Source organism: Streptomyces sp. NPDC104313 (assembly GCF_055583985.1).
In genome coordinates this window covers 495105-514040 of sequence record NZ_JBVJMW010000002.1, presented here as the reverse complement: position 1 = coordinate 514040, position 18936 = coordinate 495105, and the positions used below count along the sequence as shown (strand labels likewise).

At 70.0% G+C, this 18936-nt stretch carries 14 protein-coding genes; 6 read left to right on the top strand and 8 right to left on the bottom strand.

Annotated features, from left to right (window positions below):
- The 6 genes from ACZ60Q_RS06195 to ACZ60Q_RS06170 all read right to left on the bottom strand — a co-directional run bounded on the left by ACZ60Q_RS06195 (position 1) and on the right by ACZ60Q_RS06170 (position 5677).
- Entirely contained in the window at positions 1-1191 is a 1191-nt protein-coding gene (locus ACZ60Q_RS06195) for a radical SAM protein (RefSeq protein ID WP_469629114.1), read from the bottom strand.
- Positions 1188-2180: a DUF6895 family protein gene (locus tag ACZ60Q_RS06190; protein ID WP_469629111.1), complete on the bottom strand. Its 993-nt coding sequence runs from the start codon at positions 2178-2180 to the stop codon at positions 1188-1190. Before ACZ60Q_RS06190 ends, ACZ60Q_RS06195 begins: the two co-directional genes overlap by 4 nt.
- Complete coding sequence (locus tag ACZ60Q_RS06185) at positions 2155-3351, bottom strand: glycosyltransferase (protein WP_469629108.1); 1197 nt, start codon at positions 3349-3351, stop codon at positions 2155-2157. Before ACZ60Q_RS06185 ends, ACZ60Q_RS06190 begins: the two co-directional genes overlap by 26 nt.
- A 301-nt stretch (positions 3352-3652) precedes the next feature.
- A complete protein-coding gene (locus tag ACZ60Q_RS06180) occupies positions 3653-3775 on the bottom strand; it encodes a hypothetical protein (RefSeq protein WP_469629105.1) in 123 nt (40 codons plus the stop codon).
- A 387-nt stretch (positions 3776-4162) separates the two neighbouring features.
- Positions 4163-4558, bottom strand: coding sequence for an NYN domain-containing protein (locus tag ACZ60Q_RS06175; RefSeq protein WP_469629102.1), 396 nt, complete (start codon positions 4556-4558; stop codon positions 4163-4165).
- 39 nt (positions 4559-4597) lie between these two features.
- Positions 4598-5677, bottom strand: a complete 1080-nt coding sequence (locus ACZ60Q_RS06170) for an LCP family protein (RefSeq protein ID WP_469629099.1) — start codon at positions 5675-5677, stop codon at positions 4598-4600.
- Between the two features lie 180 nt (positions 5678-5857).
- Between ACZ60Q_RS06170 and galE the strand changes: the two genes are divergently transcribed.
- The 6 genes from galE to ACZ60Q_RS06140 all read left to right on the top strand — a co-directional run bounded on the left by galE (position 5858) and on the right by ACZ60Q_RS06140 (position 15479).
- Positions 5858-6868, top strand: a complete 1011-nt coding sequence (gene galE, locus ACZ60Q_RS06165; protein WP_469629097.1) for a UDP-glucose 4-epimerase GalE — start codon at positions 5858-5860, stop codon at positions 6866-6868.
- Positions 6869-7072: 204 nt separating this feature from the next.
- Complete coding sequence (locus tag ACZ60Q_RS06160; RefSeq protein ID WP_469629094.1) at positions 7073-8188, top strand: PLL family lectin; 1116 nt, start codon at positions 7073-7075, stop codon at positions 8186-8188.
- Positions 8189-8419: 231 nt separating this feature from the next.
- The gene (locus tag ACZ60Q_RS06155; RefSeq protein WP_469629091.1) at positions 8420-10219 is read left to right on the top strand and encodes a stealth family protein; all 1800 of its coding nucleotides are present in this window, start codon (positions 8420-8422) and stop codon (positions 10217-10219) included.
- The gene (locus ACZ60Q_RS06150; RefSeq protein ID WP_469629089.1) at positions 10216-11172 is read left to right on the top strand and encodes a hypothetical protein; all 957 of its coding nucleotides are present in this window, start codon (positions 10216-10218) and stop codon (positions 11170-11172) included. Before ACZ60Q_RS06155 ends, ACZ60Q_RS06150 begins: the two co-directional genes overlap by 4 nt.
- The gene (locus ACZ60Q_RS06145; protein ID WP_469629086.1) at positions 11169-14042 is read left to right on the top strand and encodes a stealth conserved region 3 domain-containing protein; all 2874 of its coding nucleotides are present in this window, start codon (positions 11169-11171) and stop codon (positions 14040-14042) included. The genes ACZ60Q_RS06150 and ACZ60Q_RS06145 overlap by 4 nt, the downstream gene beginning before the upstream one ends.
- 45 nt (positions 14043-14087) lie before the next feature.
- Positions 14088-15479, top strand: a complete 1392-nt coding sequence (locus ACZ60Q_RS06140; protein WP_469629083.1) for a hypothetical protein — start codon at positions 14088-14090, stop codon at positions 15477-15479.
- A gap of 77 nt (positions 15480-15556) precedes the next feature.
- Here ACZ60Q_RS06140 and ACZ60Q_RS06135 read toward each other — a convergent pair whose 3' ends face one another.
- Positions 15557-17686 (bottom strand): 3-hydroxyacyl-CoA dehydrogenase NAD-binding domain-containing protein, encoded by a 2130-nt coding sequence (locus ACZ60Q_RS06135; protein WP_469629080.1) that lies wholly within the window; start codon positions 17684-17686, stop codon positions 15557-15559.
- The gene (locus ACZ60Q_RS06130) at positions 17683-18909 is read right to left on the bottom strand and encodes a thiolase family protein (protein ID WP_469629078.1); all 1227 of its coding nucleotides are present in this window, start codon (positions 18907-18909) and stop codon (positions 17683-17685) included. The genes ACZ60Q_RS06135 and ACZ60Q_RS06130 overlap by 4 nt, the downstream gene beginning before the upstream one ends.
- Positions 18910-18936 lie beyond the last annotated feature (27 nt).

Genomic DNA, 18936 nt, shown 5'->3' with positions numbered 1-18936 from the left:
CTACAGGCGCTCCGTCTCGTCCAGGTAGTCGAGCAGGGTGGCGTCCACGTCGTCGCGGAACCGTGCGAGGGTGCGGGTGTCCTCGTCGTAGCGGTAGAGGTCCTCGCAGGAGATCCAGCGGTCGCGGGTCGCCTCGGCGGGCCGGTACCCGCTCGCCGCCGTACCGACCTCCCAGTCGGGTTTGCCCGCGGTCTCCCAGCAGCTGGCCAGGGTCCCGTCCGCGCTGATCACCGCGCCGTAGCGGCCTTCGGTGTGGCCGCAGGTGAGGCAGGGCCGCCGGGCGCCGGGGCGGCTCACCTTGAAGCCGAGTTCGAGCGCCCGACGCTGCCACCTGGTGAAGTGGGCCGAGAGTTCGCCCGTGTGCAGCAGGTCGTTGGCGTATCCGATGCCCACGTCGCCGACCCGGGCGAAGTACAGGGCGCACCGGGAGGGGTCCAGTTCCGCCGCCAGCCGTTCGACGAGCGCGTCGACGCCGTCGAAGGTCTCCTGGGAGACGTTGACCCGCAGGGTCCACCGGATCGGCGTGACCTCGCCCGCCGCGACGATGTTACGGACGATTCTGTCGTAAGTGCCTCCGTTGTCAGCCCTGTTGACCCGGATACGGTCATGGTCGGCGCGGTCGCCGTCGAAGGTGACCTGGACGGAGTCGAGCCCGAGGTCGGAGAGCTGCCGTGCGAGCCGCGGGGAGAGCAGCGTGGCGTTGGAGATCATCCAGGCCGACGTCATCCCGATGCCCGCGGACCGCTCCAGCAGCTCCAGGCAGCCGCGCGGGTTGAGCAGGGGCTCCCCGCCAAACAGGAGGATCCGCAGCCTGTCCAGTTCGGCCGCGGCCATCTGCCGCTCGGTGAACCCGAGGATCGAGGTGATGGTCTCCGAGGTGAGACGGGTCCGGGCGATCCTGGGCGGACGGCTGCCGTCCGTGGTGTCCTGGGCGGTGTTCTGGAAGCAGTATCCGCAGCCCAGGTTGCAGTTGGTGCTGGTGAGGACGGTCAGCGCGTACGAGCGGACCGGCGGGGCGGCGAACATGCCGCGATCGCGCAGCCGGCGCTCCGTGCCGGGCCGCAGGTCCCCCTCGGGGGTGACGTGACTGCCGCCGAGGCGGACGACCCCGCCCCGGCCGAGGAACCACCAGTTGCGTCTGCCTTCGAGGAGGCGTGCGCCGTCCGGGAGTTGGACCTGTTGCAGGCTCATCGCGTCCTCCGAGCTGTGGGTGATGCCGTGGTCGAAACGGGGTGGGGACGGCGGCCGGTGGCGAGCAGCAGCGTCGTCAGCGCCGTGACGAGCGTCGGCTGATAGGCCCACCGGAAGTACTGCTGGGCAGTGGCGGAGGCAGGGGCCCGCCCCCGGGCGGTCTTGCCGGGTATCGAGCCGTCCGGCGACCGGGCTCCCGCGAGCATCCCGAGGGCCGCCGTCCCCGAAGGCGTCCGCGAGGGGTCCGAGCCCAGGCAGTGCTGGGCGAGCAGCAGCTTGGCCGCGTACTCCCACGCGTCCTCGCGTACGCAGTGGTCGGTGAGCCGCTCCACCACGCGCAGCGCCCGCTCCCGGGCCTGCGCGTTCAGGCCGGTGTCGCGGAAGCCGTAGTCGGAGAGGTAGAACACGGTGTCCGTCACCTGGCAGACGTCCAGTTCGGCCACGGGCACCGCGTCGGCGCGCGCCAGCATGCTGCACGCGTACAGCTCCTCGTACGAGGCCAGTTCGTGCCGGAGGCCCGCGAGTTCGGCGTAGAACCTGGTACCCAGGTGGAGGTAGGGAGACTTGCGGCACGGCGTCAGATAGCCGTCGGCGGACAACCGGTCGAGCACGCCGCGTCGGGCGTCGGTGACGGCTCCGGCCGGTGCCAGGGCGGCCCAGATCAGGCCGAACGGCCGCGCGCTGGCGGGGGAATGGGCGAGCAGCCGTGGGAAGTCGGGCCGCCGCCAGGCGTGTTCCACGACCGCGCGCACGGGCTCCAGGGAGATGTCGTCCGGCGCGGCCCTCTGCCAGCAGCGGCGGAGCAGTGCGAGTTGCAGGAGGGCCTTCACCCGTGGTGTCACCGGCAGTTCGGTGCGGCCGGCCGGGGAGTCGAGCCGGTCCGCGTGGAGCCCCAGCCACCGCCCTGTGCCCGCGGACAGGATCGCGACGGTCTCCTCGGCGGCGGCTGTCCCACCGCCCGCGTCAGGGGCTGACGTTCGCGTAGTCATGGTCCTCCTTCGGGATCGCGGAGTGCTGAGCCACTCGCTCGACGATGTCGGCCGCACGGGCGGCGCCGTCCGTGGCGGCCAGCCTCCGGCCCAGGGTCCGGGCGCGGCCTCGCAGGGCGTCGTTCCGCCAGGCCGATTCCAGCAGCGCCGGCCAGTCCGACAGCGCGGACTTCGGCAGGTGCACGCCCACACCGGCCCGCATGCAGGCACCGGTGAGCAGCGGCTGCTCGGAGCCGTTGGGCGAGGCCGCGAGGGGGCGGCCGCGCAGCAGGGCGGCCAGCACGGGGGCAGAGGTGCCGCTGGTCAGCACCAGGTCGGCGAGATCGATCAGCGGGCCCATCCACGGTTTGCGCACCGTCAGGATGTCGGCGTCCGGCGAGGGTTCGGGGCTCGGGGAGCGGCCCTGTTCGACCACGGCCTGGAACCGGCCGCCGGTGAAGGCCTCGTTGAGGTGGGGCCACCGGCTGCCGCCCTCGAACACCCGCCCGAGATGTACGTACACCACGGGCTTCCCGGACCGCGCCACCTGGTCCCTGACCGCTTCGACCTCGCCCGGTCCGGGCGTCGGCTCCCAGCGCAGGGGCCCCACGTGCCGGACCCGGTCGGGCAGTTCGGCGCCCGGGTACTCCAGCGCCGGGTCGCCGCGCAGCAGCAGGACGTCGCCCGGCAGTGGGTCGTCCCCCCACCGGGAGCCACGCGCCGGCAGCCCGGCCTGTTCCCGCACCTCGGCGTACTGCTGACGCATCTCGCGGGTCCGGTTCCGCCGGGGCCTGCCCAGCGGCGGTTCGTCGTCCCCGCCCGCCCGGTAGTCCCACAGGTGGACCGAGAGCCCGACCACCACCACGGGGAGGCCGAGTACTTCGGCGGCGAGCAGGGTGCCGTGGCACAGCACCGAGGTGATCAGCAGGTCGGCGCGGTCCGCGCGGGCGGCGCGCACGGTCGCCCGGTACTGCGCCATGGCGGAGGTGCCCCACCACGCGACGGAGAACGCGCGCCGTTCGCCGAAGTCCTCCGTCGCCGCGAACGGCAGTCCGGCGGCGGCGGCGACCGGCGCGGCGCCGGACCTGCCCAGCACGCTGACGTGATGGCCGCGGCGCCGGAGCTCACGGCCGGCCGCGATCGTCGGGTAGAGGTAGCCGCCGTCACTGAGCGGGCACAACAGGATTCTCACGACGCCCCCCGGCCGGGACGGACCGGTCGGATGCCGGACGAGGTGTGCGGGAGCGGAGTGGTCGATACCGGGAGTACCCGCACCACGTGTCGCGGGGCCCGGTGCGGGTGCCGGCGCTGTGCCGGCGGGGCGGCGGGGGTCACTCGGTGCTCCCTCGTGGCGTGGCGGGCCCGACCGGGCGGGAGGGCCGACAGGGGCGGGCCTCAGAGTGGCTGGGCGTGACGGCGGCCGGGCCTCCGTCACTCGGAACGATCTCCGAGCGCCGGAGGCCCGTGCGACGCACAGAACTCGACGGGGCGAGCTACTGCAGCATGTCGCTGTTGTTGGTGAGGCAGTTGCCCGCCTCGTCCTCGCCGTCCTCGCTGTGCGCGACAACCTCGAACTCTTCGGCCTCGGTCGGCTCCTGGCTCTGGTTCTCAGGCATGTTCTTCTCCTCTGTCGACGGTGTCGGTTGCACCGGCTGAGAAGAAACCTACGAACGCGCGGTATGGGAACGCCTGATCGTCGGCCCGACGCCGGTATACGGCCCATGACACGGGCACACGGCAGCACCGGATTCCGGTGCGGGGGCCCGGCGGTGGACCGTGGACACGTGTCGGCTCACCGCACGTCGGCGGACGTCCGCGGACGTCGGCGCACGGCCGGGAGGACCGCGAAGGGCGGCCGGGCGCGGGGGTTCGGACAGCCGCGCGGGACAAGGGCCGCCGCGCCTCGGACCGGGGGAGTGGTTTTGACCGGTACGGACCGGGGGAGTGGCCTCAGCCGGTACGGACCGGGGGAGTGGCCTCGGCCGGTACGGACCGGGGGAGTGCTACGCGTCCGGCGACGGCCGTACCGTACGGGGTCCCACGCAGCGGGCTCCGTACGCCTCGACCCGCTGTCGCAGTGCGCGGTCGGCGGTGACGACGACGCAGTCCCGGCCCGGGGCGGCACCGGACGCCAGCTCGGCGATCAGGTCGTCGCCGCTGCCGGGGGCCGAGTCGACCCGGACCCCGGCCACGGAGGCGACGCCCCGGGCGGCCCCTTCCACGACGAGCACCAGCTCCACGGGGCCGGGCAGCCCCGGCAGTCCGGCCGCCGCGTACGGGATCAGCGAGTCGCGCAGCCGGGTCGCCGCCCCGCGCCGGTCACGCCACCACCCGTCGGGAACGGAACCGACCACGTTGGCGGCGTCCACGATCACCAGCACCGCATCGTCCTCGCTCATCCCGGCAGGGTGTCACGGGCGGCGCGGCACGACGGGTCGTCAGCCCCCGGTGGCGGGGGACTTCTTCGCGTCCTCGGGGATCGCGGTGTCCTCGCGGATCGCCTTCCACAGCTGATCCGCCTGCGGCTGGGCCGAGATCACCCGGTTCCTGTCGATCTTGTCGTAGGCCACCGGCAGCATGATCGTCTCCATCGAGGCCGGGTCGACGCCGTTCATCGAGCGGGCGAACTCCGCCAGCGAGCTGAGCGAGGCGAGCCCCGAGTCGGTCGTGAGTGACTTGGTGGCCGACTTGGCGATCTTGAACGAGTTCGCCGGACTGCCGAGCAGGTCCTGCGACTTGACCTCGCTCAGCAGGGCCATCAGGAACTGCTGCTGGAGACCGATGCGGCCGAGGTCGCTGCCGTCGCCGATGCCGTGCCGGGTCCGGACGTACGCCAGGGACTCGGTGCCGTCCAGCTTCTGCGGGCCCGCGGTGAGCTTCAGCCCGGAGGCCTTGTCGTCGATGTCCTTCGGTACGTCGACGGTGACCCCGCCGATGGCGTCGACCAGGTCCTTGAACCCGGCGAAGTTGATCTCCAGGTAGTGGTCGATCCGGACGCCGGACATCTTCTCCACCGTCTTCACCACACAGGCCGGACCGACCTGCGAGTAGACGGAGTTGAACATCACACGTTCCTTGGCGGACACCGTGGATCCGTTGTCCCCGACGCACTCGGGCCGGGTCACCAGGGTGTCGCGCGGGATGGAGACGGCGATGGCCTTCGAGCGGCCCTCGGGTATGTGCACCACCATCGCGGTGTCGGAGCGCGCACCGCTGACGCCCCCGCCGCCGCCCAGCTCCTTGTTCTCCGCCCCGGCCCGCGAGTCCGAGCCGAGGACCAGCAGGTTCTGCCCGCTGGTGGGCAGCTTCTCCGGGCGGTCCTCACCGAGCGCCTTGTCGATGTCGACGCCCTTGATGTTCCCGTCGAGCTGGCTGAAGAGCCAGTACGCGGTTCCGCCGCCGGCGAGCAGCAGGACGAGCAGGACACCGAGCGTGATCTTGAGCCCGCGGCGGCGTTTACGGGGCTTGGCCGAGCGTCGGGAGGCGCGCGGGCCCGGTGCCGTCTGGTCGTTGCTCATCGTGCTCGAGTCCTCAAATCTCATTGCCCATGAGGGCAGGGGAGTACGCGGGACTCGGGTGGGGGGCGTGAACCGGTCCGTGAATGTTCGACTGACCGAGCACTATAGAACAGACGAGCGCGGGAACTGGTGAACCGATACGGGTAATGGGCGACGAGCATATCGAACTATTATTCGCTCATGACTTGGTTGATCACAGGCGGAGCGGGCTACATCGGGTCCCACGTGGTACGCGCCATGACAGCGGCCGGCGAGGCGGTCGCCGTCTACGACGACCTCTCTACCGGAGACCGCGGGCGCGTTCCGGACGATGTGCCCTTCGTGCACGGTTCGACGCTCGACGCCGTCGGTCTGCGACGTGTCATGGCGGACCTGTCGGTACGCGGCGTGGTGCATCTCGCGGCCAAGAAGCAGGTGGCTGAATCGGTGGAGCGCCCCCTCCACTACTACCGCGAGAACGTCGAAGGGCTCCGCACGCTCCTGGAAGCCGCGGCCGGCGGTGGGGTGGACGCGTTCCTGTTCTCGTCGTCCGCGGCCGTGTACGGAATGCCGGACATGGCGCTTGTGACGGAAGACACTCCCTGTGCGCCCATCAACCCCTACGGTGAGACCAAGCTCGCCGGCGAGTGGATGGTGCGTGCGGTGGGACAGGCGTACGGCATGGCCACCGCCTCACTGCGCTATTTCAACGTGGCGGGCGCGGCAGCACCCCACCTTGCCGACGTCGGCGTCTTCAACCTCGTGCCCATGGTCTTCGAGAAGCTCACCCAGGGCGCCGCTCCGGTCGTCTTCGGGGACGACTACGACACCGCCGACGGCACCTGCGTCCGCGACTTCATCCACGTCGATGACATCGCCTCGGCTCACCTGGCGGCGGCCCGAGCGCTCCTCGGTCGCGGCTCCGGATCGGATCTGACGCTCAACATCGGCCGTGGGGAGGGTGTTTCGGTGCGCGAGATGATCGCGCTGATCGGTGAGGTGACCGGGTACGGCCCGGCCGCCGAGCCGGTTTCCGCCCCGCGCCGACCGGGCGACCCGGCCCGTGTCGTCGCCTCGGCGGACCGGATCCGTGAGGAGCTGAACTGGTCGGCGTCCCATGACGCCCGGCGGATGGTGGAGTCGGCCTGGGCGGGCTGGTGCCTGCGGCATCCGGCCGCGCGGCGCGACCTCGCCGGGGCCCCGTCGGCCTGAGCGGTTTCGCACGGTGGAACCCGGCCCGCCGCACCCTCTCCCTGCCAAGGCTGTGGGTCACGTATGGCAAACTCTTCGATAGAGATTTCACTTGTAGTCCACTTGTGCGACCCTCGGGCGTTGTCGCCGACACGCTCCGGGGGAGGCGCGCCAAGCGGGGGAACGGCCGACTGGGCTGCGGTACGGGGAGCATGAGGGGCGGGCATGGGGGCGAAGTACGGGCGTGGCGCGACGAGGGCGGAGAGCCCCAGGGGCGCCGGGCTCAGGGGGAGTGCGAAGCCGTCCGGGCCACTGGCCGGCGAAGGCGTACGGCTTCTTCTGGGCAGGGATCACCGTTTCACCGCGATCGCCCGGACCGCTGACGGCCTGCTGCGGTGGACGCAGCGCCGGCCGAACGGGCCCGACTGGGACGGGCCCGAGCTGATCCCCGCTCCTCGGCTCACCGGTCTGTCGTTGACCCAGGGGGCGGACGGGTTCATTCACTTCGTCGGCCGGCGGGTCTCCGACGGAGAGGCCTCGCTCACCGTGGTGCAGGCCGTCCAGTACCAGACGGGCCGCCCGCTCACGCAGTGGCATTCCATCGGCAACCCGCACAAGGATCCGGAGTGGGCCCGATCGGTGACCGTGCCGGGGGTCGCTGTGAGCGGCTCGGGGCTCGCCCACGTCTTCGTGGCCAGGACCGGGGGCGGGGTCACGGTGCGCCAGGAGGGGGCCAAGGGTCCGTGGCGGCCCTGGCGCGGGCTCAAGGGGCAGCTCGCCGAGGGGGACATCGTGGCCGTGGCCTCGTCCTCCGGCCGGATCGAGCTGCTGGTTCCGGACACCAGTGGGCGGGCCATGCACTGGCGTCAGAGCGAGCCGGACGGCGATATGGAGCGTGGCCCCAATATCCACATAGCTCCCGCACCCGGCAGTCTCGTCGGGCTGGAGACGGCCCCGGACCGCGTCACCTACTACTGGTCGGACCTCGCGACGGGGGGCGTCTTCGCTCACCGCCCGGGTGAGTGGGTGATTCCGCTGGGCGGGGGACCGGTCAGCGGCCGTATCGCGGCCCTTCGGGTGGCGCTCGACGGGTACGACTGCACCGTGCTGGCCCACCGCGGCGTCGACGGCGACGTGATGGTGGCCGCCTGCGCGACGGAGAACGAGGCCGCCGGACTCTGGTGGGCGCCGACGGGCGAGAGGTGTGCGGGCCCCCCGGCCCTGGCCCGTGATGTGTACGGCCGGGTGGTCATGGCCACGCTCGGTTCGGACGGCGCATTGCGGATTGCCGGTCAGTCCGGTGAGCCGGGCCTCGTCATGGGGCCTTCCGTGCGTGTGTGACTCCGTCGGGAGATCTGGACCGCATGTTTCTTTCCCCCTGACCGAACTATTGCACCTGTGTAACAGATGTGGATTTCAACGATCAGAGATGGACACAGAGTGTCCAAAGTGTGAAGATTTCGTGGCGGCCATCTGTCTCCGGTGATGGCGTCGGCGAGTGGAGCTACTTGCCAGGCGAAAGCGCGGGAGTTGGCCGAGGCCCCATGGGCGTATGGATGGTGCGGAAATTCAGTGGTGAGCGTCAGTAATCCCGAGACCAGTTCGCTCGTCTCCGTCTATCGGTCACTGCTGCCCGTCAGAGCGCGTCGCCGCATCGTGCGTCGTGTGCCGGCCCCGTTGCGCAACATGGTCATGCACCTGCTGGCCGTTTTCGACTCCGCGCGCTCCGCCGTGGTCGTGCGGGCTCTGGGCGGCCGACGTAATCCCGCGAAGCACAGCGCGGAGGCGTCCCTGCGCGTCATCAAGATCGAGGGCAAGCACGCCAAGGCCGTCGTCGTCAGGGGCGCGACGGAGTGGGCCGCGCGTGCGCGGAATCTGCATATCGTGGTGGCCGTACTGGAAGGCGCGGAGATCGATTACTTCGCGGTCCGCGGTACGGGTAAGACCGTTCCCTGTGTCGCTGTCTCCTCGCGCCATCGCGCCGACGCCGAGGAAGTGCTCCAGATCGCCTTCGGACGCAATCCGGGCTACGTCCGCGATGTGGCCGGCGGACAGCTGCGGACCGGGGCGTCGTCGAAGACCTGGAGCAGGCTCCGCTCCAGCAGTGTGCTCCGGCTGGCCTGGAATGTCTGCGACCCGACCGGGCAGCTCGTCTTCGGCCCCGATTCGGGATGCGACCTGGAGTTCTGGTCGGAGACGGACGGGATGCTGGTCGCACCCCGGCCCAACGCCGTCGTGACCCAACTGCCGGTCGGCACGGAACTCCGTACGGCCGAACAGAAGTTGTTCAGTCCGGTGCCGAGCCAGTACCACACCGGCTACGCGCGCACGGTCGCCGACTTCACGGCGCGGCTCCCCGGCGACCACGCCTTTCCGATCGACGTCGTCTACACCTGGGTGGACGACGCGGATCCCGTGTGGCGCGCGGGCAAGGACGCGGTACGCCGCTCCCTCACGGGCGGTGCGGAGGACCTGCACGAGCAGGCGGACAACGGGGCCCGCTACACCAGCCGTGACGAGCTCAGATACTCCCTGCGCTCGATCCACCAGTACGCGCCCTGGGTGCGGAACGTCTTTCTCGTCACCGCGGGCCAGGCGCCGGGCTGGCTGAACACGGACCACCCGGGACTGCGCGTGGTCGACCACCGCGAGATCTTCTCCGACCCCGGTGCGCTGCCCACCTTCAATTCCCACGCCATCGAGAGCCAGCTGCATCACATAGCCGAGCTCTCGGAGCACTTCCTCTACCTCAACGACGACGTGTTCTTCGGCCGGCCCGTCACACAGGAGCACTTCTTCCACACCAACGGGCTGACGAAGTTCTTCACATCGAAGGCGCTCATTCCCTCCGGCCAGATCACCCCGGACGATCTGCCGGTGGACGCGGCAGGGAAGAACAGCCGCGGTCTGATCGCCCAGCAGTTCGGCACGGTCATCTCCCAGAAGATGAAGCACACGCCCCACGCGCTCAGCAGAACGGTGCTCGCGGAGATCGAGCAGACCTACGAGCGCGCCCACTGGGTCACCCAGAACTCGAAGTTCAGGTCGCCGCACGACATCCCGGTGGCCTCCTCGCTCCACCACTACTACGCCTACCACCAGGCACGGGCGACGCTCGGCAACCTGCGGTACGTCTACGTCGACATCGGCGACACCCTGGCCCAGCGCCGGCTGGACCGGCTCGTGGCCAAACGTGATTTCGACACCTTCTGCATCAACGACACCGTCGTGCCGGAGGACCCGCAGGCGCAGGAACGCATGGTGCGGAAGTTCCTCAACGACTACTTCCCCGTGCCCAGCCCCTTCGAGCTTCCCGGAGCCGAGGGCACCCCGACACGACGTACAGCAGAACTGGGAGCGGCAGTCATATGATCCCGCGACGCAGACACCTCGCAGCCGCCCGGCGGCGGCTCACGGCCCGCGCCGTTCCGCTGCGGTCCTGGCTGATGCAGCGCTTCTTCCTGCCCCGGCGTTCCGGGCGCGTCGCCCGCCTGCTCTACGCGGCCGTCCTGGACGGCCAGACGGTCAACCTGCATGCTGTACTCCCCCGTTCGGCGCGGCTTCCCGAGGAGGCCGAGCTGGTGATCCAGCGCGGCCGCCGACGGTACGAGAGTCCCGCCCGCGTGTACGAGGGCCGGGACGGGCGGTTGCTGATGGACGCCGCCGTGCTGCTGGGCGCGGAGGTGGGCGGCATACCGCTCGGCGACGGACGCTGGCGAGTCGTCCTCTCGACCCGCTCGGGGCGCCGGTCCGCGCGATTCCCGCTGCTCCTCGTCGAGCCGCCCCAGCCCTACGGCGGACCCACCATGCCCATGGAGGTGTCACCGCTCAGCGGCCGGCGCCACCGCCTCGGCCGCACCGTGACCGGCAACCTCCGGGTGGTCAGCTCGCGGGCGCGGCCGTCCGCCGAGGTGATGAAGGTCGATCTGTCCCACACCGGACTCGTCGTCGACTTCCGCGTTGTGGGCACCGAAGTCGCCGAGCCCTGGGCGGAGTTCACTGCCACCGGACGCAACATCCGACGCCCCCTGCGCGACGCGGGCGGCGGGATGTGGCGTGCCGTCGTGCCGCTGGAGGAGATGACACCGCAGCGCAGGGCCACGGAGCACTGGGACGTCGCCTGCTGCTCGGCCGCCGGCCGCCCGATGAGGCTGGGCAAGAGGATGCACGACGTCCGCAATCCGCTGCGCGTCTTCACCATGAACCAGGCCAGTGTCGCTCCCCGAGGGCAAGCGCCCTTGTTGGTCCACCCCCGCTACACGCCCGCGGGTAATTTCCGTGTGACGTGCAGTCGCATGCCCGAAGCCGGGCGGAGACTCCGATGAAGATCACCTTTCTGCTGACCACCGCCGACGCCGTGGGCGGCACGGAACGGGCGGTGTTCAACCAGGCCGCCGAGCTCGCGGACCGCCATGACGTGCGAGTCCTGAGCGTCTTCAAGAGCAAGTCCGAGCTCTTCTTCTCCCCCGACGAGCGGGTACGTGTCGACTACCTCGTCGACATGACCGGCCAGGTGCAGCGGCCCATGCGCCGCGCGGAGCTCGACGAGTCCGTGTACGGGGCCCTCGCCGAGCAGCCGAGCAGCCTGGTCGACCGCGCCTGGGAGGCCGCGTTCAACCGGCTTTCCGACATCGAACTCGGCCTCGCCCTCGAACACACCGACACGGATGTCCTGATCACCACCACGCCGGCTCTCATGGCGCTGGCCGTCCAGCTCGCACCGGCCGAGGTGATCACGGTGCACCAGGAGCACCGGGTCTCGGAGCTGCGCGGCACCAGCGGGGAGCCGTTGCTCCGCTACTCCGCGAGGCTGGACGCCCTGGCCGTGCTCAGCGACCGTACGAGGGACTGGTTCGCGGAGACCCTCGGTGCCACCGCACCGCGCATCGAGGTGGTGCCGAACGCGCTTCCCGCGGGGTTCCGGCCCCGCTCGACGCTGGAGACCCGGACCGTGGTGTGTGCCGGCCGCCTCGTCGGCGAGAAGCAGCTCGACCAGGCCCTCGACGCGTGGGCGCTGCTGGCGCCGTACCACCCGACCTGGACGCTGAGGATCTTCGGCGACGGGCCGTTGAGCGGCGCGTTGCGCCGTCAGATCGCACAGCTGGGCCTGCACGACAGTGTCCAGCTGAACGGGAACTCGCCCCATCTGGCGGAGGAGTGGGCCAAGGCGAGCATCGCCCTGCTCACCTCGAAGAACGAGGCGTTTCCCCTGGTGCTCATGGAGGCACAGGCGGCCGGGGTGCCCGTGGTCTCCTACGACTGCCCCAACGGCCCACGCGAGATCGTGCTGGACGGGCAGTCGGGCATCCTCGTTCCGCCGGGCGATGTGGAGGCGTTGGCCGGCCGGCTGAACCAGTTGATGTCGGACAGCCCGTTGCGGCACCGCATGGGTGCGGCGGCGGCAGAGTCCATCACTCGGTTCGCGCCGCCCCTTGTCACCGCGCAGTGGGAGTCGTTCTTCCAGGGCTTGGTCGATGACCGGGACCATGGCGGACGAGGCGCGGCGAAGGCGGACAGGCTGGCCCTGCACGCCGCCTACAGCGGACTGGAGGGCGCCGCGACCGCGGCCACCGCCGCTCCGTCGAGTCAGGTGCGTTCTGGCGCACATCGACAGCTTGAGCAGCAAGTCGCCAAGCGGCGGCCCGAGTTGGTCAAGGACGGCGGCCAGCTGTGCCGGGTCGTGGACTCGGAGTCGCCGTTCGACATCGTGCAGGCCAACCTGGCGCTCGCCGCCTCGGCGCTGGAGGCCGCGGATGTGCCGTATCTCGTGGTCCGGGACACGATGGTGCGGCGGACCGTCGCCGTGCACGCCTCGTACCGGGAGGCGGTCCTCAAGTCGCTGAGCGGAATGTACCGGCATGAAGCCGTGTACACGGCCCTCCTCAACGACCGGCAGAACCCCGTCACGACCGTGCTCGCGGGCCTCCTCGGGGACCACCTCGACCAGCCGTGCTCCGGAGTCCGCGTCTATCGGAACGCGGTGTCGACCTCGCGCACCATGCGGCTGGGAGCGGTGTACGGCTGCACGATCTCCTTCTGGGAAAACGATCCCGAGGAGAGCGACATGATGGTCGCGCCCACCCGCACCCTGATCGGCGACCGGATCTCGCAGCACTCCATGGGACGCGCCTCCATGGTCCTCTCCGGCCGGACCTACCCGACCATCAACGCCTTCGCCCAGCCGCTCCACGGGGACGTCCGCTTTCCCATCGACGCCGTGTACACCTGGGTCGACGGGTCCGACGTCCAGTGGCTGGAACGAAAGAACCAGGTGCTCGCGATGCTGGGGCTGGAGACGGTGGACGCCGCCGCCAGCGCCGCCCGCTTCCGCAGCCGCGACGAACTCCGCTACTCGCTCCGGTCCATCGACATGTACGCGCCGTGGATCCGGAACATCTACATCGTCACCGACCGGCAGGTCCCGTCCTGGCTGGACAACGCGCATCATCGAGTCCGGGTGGTCGACCACACGGAGATCTTCGGCAACCAGGGCGCACTGCCCACGTACAACTCGCACGCGATCGAGAGCCGGCTCCACCACATCGAGGGCCTCTCCGAGCATTTCCTCTATTTCAACGACGACTTCTTCATCGGCCGCACCGTTCTGCCGAGCCTGTTCTTCCTCGGCAACGGCCAGGCCAAGCACTTCCAGTCGCCCACCGCGGTACCGATGGTGCCGCCGCTCGCCACCGACGACTTCAACATCAGCGCGGCGAAGAACAACCGGGCGCTGATCGCCAACAGTTTCGGGCAGACCCTCACCCATTCCTTCCTCCACGCACCGTACGTGCTGCGCAGAAGTGTCATGGAGGATCTGGAACGCGCCTATCCGCAGCAGGTCGCCGCCACCTCGGCGAGCAGGCTGCGCAGCCACAGCGATGTGTCGATCGCCTCCTCGCTCCACCACTATTTCGCCTTCCACACCGGCAGAAGCGTGCCCGGGCCCATCTCCTGCGGATTCGTCAACGTGGGCCTGAGCGAACACCGCACCAGGCTCAGCAGGCTGCTGACCAGCCGCCCGAACGATGTCTTCTGCCTGAACGATTTCCACGACGGTGACGTGCCCGAGGACGAGCAGGACGCCATCCTGGCGGCTTTCCTTCCGAGCTATTTCCCCGTCGCGAGCCAATTCGAGTACGGCTCGCCCCGCAATCAGCGATACCATGCCGGGCAGCTTCCGGAGTGGCCGCTCTAGAAGGCGTGCAGGCATCAACCAGCGGTCGTCCGAGTGGGAGAAGTTGTGGGCAAGTTCTGTATCATCGGCAATTCTGTGGCCGCGCCCCGTAGTGCCAAAGAGGGGCCGTTCGCCGGCTGGGGGCAGTTTCTCGGCGAATTCCTGACGCCGCATTACGAAGTGCGCAACTATGCGCGCGATGCCATGACGGCCCGCAGCTACTACAACGAGAAGTTCGTATCCCTGTTGAATCTCCTGAGTCCGGGAGACGTCGTCGCCGTCGATTTCGGCGGTGTCGAGCAGCGTATCGACAAGCCCGGTCTCTACCACGGGCCCCGCGAGTTCAAGGAGTTCCTCTACCTCTACCTTTCCGCCATCCAGCGGGAGGGCGCGTTCCCCATACTCCTGACGCCCGCCGCGCGCTGCGTCTTCGAGCCGGACGGATCAGTCGCCGACACGCGGGACGGCTATCCGCAACTCGTCCGGGAGGTGGCGGCCGAGACCGGCGCCCCGCTCGTGGACCTGAACCACTTCACCACGGGGATGCTCCAGGAGCTGGGTCCGCAGCGGGCTCGGCAGTTCTACCGTTGGGTCGACGCCGGGGAGCACCCGAACCACCCGGACGGCCTCATCGACGCCTCGCACTTCAACGAGCTCGGTGCGCGCGAAGTGGCCCGGCTGGTGGCGATCGGCCTGGACAACGCGGTGGGCCTGCCCTACGGCATGGTCGACCGTGAAGCGGTCGCCGTCCTGTCCGCGTATCCGCCGGTCCTCACCGAGTTCACGGTCGAATCGCCCGAGTACGCCCTCGGGAGCGCGACGCGGGTCGGCGCGGCACCGGTGTTCGGTGGCCCCCGCGACGGGCAGGCCGTCAGCGGGCTGCAGAAGTTCTGGGGGACGGCGGACCCCGGGACCTCCTACCTCCTGTTCTTCGAGCAGGGTTCCTACATCGGCGGTACGCGGGTCAACGCCGAGGGGAAATGGGTGTGGCGCAGATCCGTCAAGTGGATCGCCGGAGATCACCTGATCCATGCCGTCGGCCTCACCGGGCAGGGAGCCTCACCGGTCGCCGGGCTGAACTTCACCGTGCTGGACACGGTGGAGCCCCCTGTCGTCCTGGGGCCGCGGGAGGACCGGCTGAGCGGTCCCCGACCCCGGTTCTCCGGAACCGCCGTGCGTGGGGTCACCCAAGTGATGCTCATGGAGGGGGGCCGGTTGATCGCGAGCACCGACGTGCAGAAGGACGGAACGTGGAAGGTCACCCACGCCCACGACTGGAAGCCCGGTACGCACACACTGGAGTTCGTCGCGATCTTCAGCGCACTGCACTCTCCCCCGGCCCCGCACGTATTGACGGTGCACGGGATTCCCGAGGGCAACTGGATCAGGGAGTCGACCATGTCGAGGGAGCCCTGCTCGGACAAGTGCGAGCACCTCCCCTTCGCCGGCCGCTGGTAAGTCGGGTCGTACACGTGCTCGGGCCGTACAGGAGATGAATCCTGTACGGCCCGAGCACGTTGTTCCGAGCGGAGCGGCTACGCCGGCACGCTCGCCACGCCCCGCGCGAGGAACGGCTTGCCGTTCACCCGCTGGGAGACGCCCTCACGGTCCAGATACGGCGTGATGCCGCCCAGGTGGAAGGGCCAGCCCGCACCGGTGATCAGGCACAGGTCGATGTCCTGGGCCTCGGCGGCGACGCCCTCGTCCAGCATCAGGCCGATCTCCTGCGCCACCGCGTCGAGCACGCGCTCGCGGGTCTGCTCCTCGGTGAGGACGGTGTCGCCCTGCTCGAGGAGGGCGGCGACCTCGGGGTCGAGGACCGGCGCGCCGGAGTCGTGGACGTAGAAACCGCGCTTGCCGGCCTTCACGACCGCGGCGAGGTTCCCGGAGACCGTGAAGCGCTCCGGGAAGGCGCGGTGCAGGGTCTCGGAAACGTGCAGGCCGATGGCCGGGCCGACCAGTTCCAGCAGCACCAGCGGGGACATCGGCAGGCCGAGGGGCTCGACGGCCCTCTCCGCGACCTCGACCGGGGTGCCCTCGTCGATGACGTTCTGGATCTCGCCCATGAAACGGGTGAGGATGCGGTTGACGACGAACGCCGGGGCGTCCTTCACCAGGACCGCGGTCTTCTTCAGCTTGCGGGCCACGCCGAACGCCGTCGCCAGGGAGGCGTCGTCGGTCTGCTCGCCGCGGACGATCTCCAGCAGCGGGAGGATCGCGACCGGGTTGAAGAAGTGGAAGCCGACGACCCGCTCGGGGTTCTTCAGTTTCGACGCCATCTCGGTCACCGACAGCGAGGAGGTGTTGGTGGCGAGGATCGCGTGCGCCGGGGCGACCGCCTCGACCTCCGCGAACACCTTCTGCTTGACGCCGATCTCCTCGAAGACGGCCTCGATGATGAAGTCCGCGTCCGCGAAGCCCTCGGCCTTGTCGAGGACACCGGAGACCAGGCCCTTGAGGCGGTTGGCCTTGTCCTGGTTGATCCGGCCCTTGCCGAGCAGCTTCTCGATCTCGGCGTGGACGTAGCCCACACCCTTGTCGACGCGCTCCTGGTCGATGTCCGTGAGGACGACCGGGACCTCCAGGCGGCGCAGGAACAGCAGCGCCAGCTGCGAGGCCATCAGGCCGGCGCCCACGACGCCGACCTTGGTGACCGGGCGGGCCAGGTTCTTGTCCGGGGCGCCGGCCGGGCGCTTGGCGCGCTTCTGGACCAGGTTGAAGGCGTAGATGCCGCTGCGCAGCTCGCCTCCCATGATCAGGTCCGCCAGCGCCTGGTCCTCGGCGTCGAAGCCGGCGCTCAGGTCGCCGTCCTTGGCCGCCGCGATGATGTCCAGCGCGCGGTACGCGGCCGGGGCCGCGCCGTGCACCTTGGAGTCGGCGATGGCCCGGCCGCGGGCGACGGCCCTGTCCCAGGCGTCGCCGCGGTCGACCTCGGCGCGCTCGACCGCGACGGAGCCCTTGAGGACGTTCGCGGTCCAGATCAGCGACTGCTCCAGGAAGTCCGCACCCTCGAACAGCGCGTCCGCGATGCCGAGTTCGAAGACCTGCTTGCCCCTCAGCTGACGGTTCTGGTTCAGCGAGTTCTCGATGATCACCGTGACCGCGCGGTCCGCGCCGATCAGGTTCGGCAGCAGTGCGCAGCCTCCCCAGCCGGGGACCAGGCCGAGGAAGACCTCGGGCAGCGAGAACGCCGGGAGTGCCTGGGAGACGGTGCGGTAGGTGCAGTGCAGACCGACCTCGACACCGCCGCCCATGGCCGCGCCGTTGTAGTACGCGAAGCTGGGGACGGCGAGGCCGGCCAGGCGGCGGAAGACATCGTGGCCGCCCTTGCCGATGGCCAGCGCGTCCTCGTGACGGCCCAGCAGCTCGACGCCCTTGAGGTCCGCGCCGACCGCGAAGATGAACGGCTTGCCCGTGATGCCGACACCGGTGACGGTGCCCTCGGACGCCTCCTTCTCGACCTGGTCGATCGCGGCGTTCAGGTTCGCCAGCGACTGCGGTCCGAAGGTGGTCGGCTTGGTGTGGTCCAGGCCGTTGTCCAGCGTGATGAGCGCGAACCGCCCGGCGCCGCCCGGCAGGTCCAGGTGGCGTACGTGCGCCTGCGTGACGACCTCGCCGGGGAACAGCTCGGCCGCACCCTTCAGAAGCTCAGTGGTGGAGCTCACTTGTTGCCTCCGTCGGCGTTGAAGTGCGGGTTCTCCCAGACGACCGTGGCGCCCATGCCGAAGCCGACGCACATGGTCGTCAGGCCGTAGCGGACCTCGGGCTGTTCCTCGAACTGCCGGGCCAGCTGCGTCATGAGCCGGACACCGGAGGAGGCCAGCGGGTGACCGTAGGCGATCGCGCCGCCGTACTGGTTGACCCGGGCGTCGTCGTCGGCGATGCCGTAGTGCTCCAGGAAGGCGAGCACCTGGACGGCGAACGCCTCATTGATCTCGAAGAGACCGATGTCCTCGATGGACAGGCCGGCCTGGGCGAGTGCCTTCTCGGTCGCCGGGATCGGACCGTAGCCCATGACCTCCGGCTCGACGCCCGCGAAGGAGTAGGAGACCAGGCGCATCCTGACCGGGAGGCCCAGCTCGCGGGCGACGTCCTCGGCGGCGAGCAGGGAGGCGGTGGCGCCGTCGTTGAGCCCCGCGGCGTTACCGGCCGTCACGCGGCCGTGGGGGCGGAAGGGGGTCTTCAGGCCCGCGAGGGACTCCATCGTGGTGCTGGGGCGCATCGGCTCGTCGGCGGTGACCAGGCCCCAGCCCGTCTCACCGGCCTCGGCGTTGGTGCGGCGCACCGATACCGGCACCAGGTCCTGCTGGATCTTGCCGTTGGCGTACGCCTTGGCGGCCTTCTCCTGCGAACGCACCGCGTAGGCGTCGGCGCGCTCCTTGGTGATCGTGGGGAAGCGGTCGTGCAGGTTCTCCGCCGTCATGCCCATGAACAGGGCGGACTCGTCGACCAGCTTCTCCGACACGAACCGTGGGTTGGGGTCGACGCCCTCGCCCATCGGGTGGCGGCCCATGTGCTCGACTCCACCGGCCACGACGACGTCGTACGCGCCGAAGGCGATGGAGCCGGCCGTCGAGGTGACGGCGGTCAGCGCGCCCGCGCACATGCGGTCGATCGAGTAGCCCGGGACGGACTGCGGCAGACCGGCCAGGATTCCGGCGGTACGGCCCAGCGTCAGGCCCTGGTCCCCGATCTGCGTGGTCGCGGCGATGGCGACCTCGTCGATCTTCTTGGGGTCCAGGTCCGGGTTGCGGCGCAGCAGCTCCCGGATGGCCTTCACGACGAGGTCGTCGGCGCGGGTCTCGTGGTAGATGCCCTTGGGGCCCGCTTTGCCGAACGGGGTGCGGACGCCGTCGACGAAGACGACGTCCCGGATGGTACGAGGCACGGTGGCTCTCCTCCAGGGTGCGGGATG